The organism is Leptolyngbya sp. FACHB-36, assembly GCF_014695955.1.
Classification (GTDB): domain Bacteria; phylum Cyanobacteriota; class Cyanobacteriia; order Leptolyngbyales; family Leptolyngbyaceae; genus FACHB-36.
The window spans coordinates 1-3361 of record NZ_JACJPG010000136.1 but is presented as its reverse complement, the minus strand read 5'-3'; the positions used below and the strand labels follow the sequence as shown (position 1 = coordinate 3361).

At 50.2% G+C, this 3361-nt stretch carries 3 protein-coding genes and 1 pseudogene; all 4 read right to left on the bottom strand.

All coding sequences use genetic code 11. The features are described 5' to 3' along the window. Nucleotides 1-236: pseudogene (locus H6F43_RS01950) on the bottom strand (photosystem II q(b) protein); the annotation flags it as partial. A gap of 390 nt (nt 237-626) precedes the next feature. Beyond that, on the bottom strand, nt 627-968 hold the full coding sequence (locus tag H6F43_RS01945) for a DUF1815 family protein (RefSeq protein ID WP_190340334.1): 342 nt from the start codon (nt 966-968) through the stop codon (nt 627-629). A 362-nt stretch (nt 969-1330) separates the two neighbouring features. Then, entirely contained in the window at nt 1331-1543 is a 213-nt protein-coding gene (locus H6F43_RS01940) for a DUF2839 domain-containing protein (RefSeq protein WP_190340333.1), read from the bottom strand. Between the two features lie 74 nt (nt 1544-1617). After that, nucleotides 1618-3156 (bottom strand): helicase C-terminal domain-containing protein, encoded by a 1539-nt coding sequence (locus tag H6F43_RS01935; RefSeq protein ID WP_190340332.1) that lies wholly within the window; start codon nt 3154-3156, stop codon nt 1618-1620. Between the last annotated feature and the right edge of the window lie 205 nt (nt 3157-3361).

The window sequence follows — 3361 nt, the reverse complement described above, 5'->3', positions numbered from 1 at the left end:
GTGATGATGTTGTTGCCGTACATCAGGGAACCAGCAACGGGTTCACGGATGCCATCGATGTCCACGGGGGGAGCGGCGATGAAGGCGATGATGTAGCAGATGGTGGCAGAGAGCAGGGTGGGGACCATCAGAACGCCGAACCAGCCTACGTACAGGCGGTTGTCGGTCGAGGTTACCCAGTTGCAGAACTGCTCCCACAGATTCGCACGCTCGGTGCGCTGTAGCGTAGTCGTCATGGTGGAATTATTACAGAGATGAGGTTTATGGATAATCGGCTGCGTTAGCAACCATGACCGTATATTAATGGAATTTTTAAGTCTTGTAAAGAACTATCTACAAGTTTTTACAGCAGCTCTGATTGGGTACCAAGTGGCTGCTACAGGTAGACACAACAAAAATGTGCTTCCTTGATTACTACAAAGCGCATTGAGAGGCTGAATCTCCTCAACCCTCATGTGCTTAAAGCTTTCCTAAGTGATAAAAGTACGCAACGCCTTAACGCCACCAACAGCTAACCTGTAGCGAAGTGAAAAGTAGGTAGCACATTGTGAAGCACTGCAAAGATGAAGCACCTGCCGTATAAACAAGAGACGCCTGCTACTTAGGAATCTTAAGCATTGAGAGAATTAAACTAGCGAAGCCGAAGACTCAGACTGTATGGGCCTGCCGTGATATTTCACCTGATTCGCAAGCTCTTGAAGCTGGCTGATTGCCTCAGCACCCTCAAGCTTCATGAGTTCACGATCGTCGCGCATCTCTGTCCATGTAATACCGTAGTCAGATACAAGGAATCGGATTAGGTGGTCATTGCCCAGACTCACCATGAAGGATGCGCTATTCATCTGTCCGCCGCAGGTGTAGCAGGATGCCAAATAACCTTGGCGCTCTAGCACAATAGCCAGTGCCTGCAGGCTCATGACTAGATCCTGAACAAATTGACGGTGTTGCTCTGCAAGTCTTAGGAACACAATTGCCCTCCAATCACCACACCTTATTCTAAACCCATTTAATAATTTCTTAAGATTTCATTAGTAGAAAGCAAATTCATAGAATTAGCCCTAACACAAGCTTCTATCTTCAGAGTAGCGAATTCTTTAGCCAAAGACAGTCTTCCTAGAGATAGTCGTCTACTTATGAATATTGATGATATGTGCAAGCAAAACAACCTTTGATAGACACAAATCCTTGAGGACTTTCAACTGAGCACCCTGAGCCTAGACTATAACTGCTCGTTCATCCAATAAATTTCGTTATGATTTGCCCATTGTTTAAAATTCTTTAGGGTCCCTTGCAAATTTACGAGATCCCATCTTTATTTCCTATCTAAAGTTTAATCAATCTGCCACCAGCCAAATGTGGGTCCAACAAACCGAATTGTGATCCAAAAGACTACTAGTAGACCAATGCCTGCCCAGGCCCCCCGCGTTGTCCACTGAACAAACTGACTGGCTTGAGTTTTAGTGATAGGCAACCAAGGAACGATGGTTGATTCTTGGCCGTACTTGTCCCCAAGTGTCTCTTTGCGTCGCTTTGCGTCACCCATAGCAAAAACTAGAAATCTGTATGTCTATGATACCGTCACTGAAGCGCTGGTGAAGCCGCTCCTCGCTAACCGAGTCAGTCCAAGATTGAGAAATCTGGTTGCGAAAATAGGTTGGCATCAAGATAGTTCACCCGTCCCATCGGGTTTAGCGCTGTTAGGACTTGCTGCCCATAGCTGCGGTGGATGACGCGGCTGTCTAGAAGCGCTACTACGCCTTGGCGCTCACGCACAGGCGCGATCGCCTGCTGGAGTTCGCTGAGTGCCTCAGGGAGCAGATACAGGCGAAACCAGTCTTGGCGCTGCTGTTTGTAGTAGGCAACGCGCCCAGCAACTAACGGATTTTCTAAAGACGGAATTGGCAGCGTGGCGATCGCCAGCAGATACGGAGCAGGCAAGACATTCTGGTGCTGTCGCCAAAACTCCCACCCCGTCACTAGGACGCCGTTATCATCCAGACAGGTGCGCTCTACTTGCACCCTAGAGCCAAACTCCGCCGCTAGCACCGAACCTACTTGAGCTTTTAGCGGTACGTCTCCAACGATAAGCACTGCCAAGCCGGGTGATCCTGAACTAATTCGCAGCAGCGTATGCATCTCCTGAATCAGAGCGGATTGAAATTCTGGCGTGTTCGGCATCGGCAGCCGTTCGGGTAGGTATAGATGAATTAACTCATCCTGGCGATCGGACGCAAACTTGAGACAGGTGAGATCGCCCAATCCCAAGCGTTGGCGATAGGTAGATGCCTCTGCGTCAAGATCTAACGCGCCACCCACTAGCACGATCGGCTGCTGATCCCAGACTGGAGCCAGTACCGAAGCCACCTCAACCGGACCACAGTGAAGCGAAAACTGCCCCTGCTGGCGAGAAACCTCAGCCCAGAGCAGCCGATGCTCAGCTTGCAGCGCATCGCGAAACGCTTCCCAGACAGCGGGTAGATCTGTGGCGCTGCTAGAACTCGCAAGTGCGTCAAACAGAGCTTCTAAAACTCGCTGCTCAAATTGTTCGGCTAAATAACAGTCATAGGGATTGGCAGGACGCTGAAAGATCGAGCGGGTAAGCTGAACGCGGGTATCCCGAATGAGATCCGTCTGCTCTGGGTAAGCCAGCATTAATGCGTCCCAGTCGGCAGTCCGAATCACCGTGGTGAGTTGAGAGCAGGTCCAGCTCTCCAAATCGTCTGCACCATCGATCAGCGTGGGAATGCCTGCGGGGAATCGTCCTTGCTGATGCAGTCGATCGCTCAACCAAGACTCTGGAGTGGTCAGCAGCAGTCCTTGAAAATCCGAACTGGGGAAGCGATCGCCCGTGCGAATTGGTTTGCTGGTCTGAATACACTGACGCAGCTGAGGAATTTCTACGAGCAGCAACCGCTGCTGCACGGCTTCAGTGGCAACTAGAATGACAGGTCCCTGCCACATTAGTACAGGAACTAGGTAGCTTAACCGATAGCGCCCGTGGTAGCGAGAGAGCGCATCAGTTTGCATCAAGGCACTTCGTCCTAGCCGCAGCGCCCGCGCCATTAAGCGCGCCATCGTTAAGTGGTGCGACCAGTAGGGTTTGCCCTGCTCCCGTAGAAAGGCTCGCAGTTGCTGATGAACTTCTACCTCAATCACGAATCTCAAGCTCTCGCATATCAGGTGACTCTCATTCTGACATACATGCCAGGGTTGCCTGCCGAGTCTGGATAGAGATCACCCTAGATCGGTCGACAGTACTACTTTTGTTAGAGGTTCACTGATTAAGAACCACAAGAATTAAATAAAAGTTGTGTCGTTGGGTGCAGAAAGCATTAGGTTCAAATCAGCGAGTGATTTAATC

What these genes read in the sequence shown, in the direction of transcription:
- H6F43_RS01940 (WP_190340333.1), bottom strand. Translation starts at nt 1,543, where the DNA reads ATGGGTGACGCAAAGCGACGCAAAGAGACACTTGGGGACAAGTACGGC.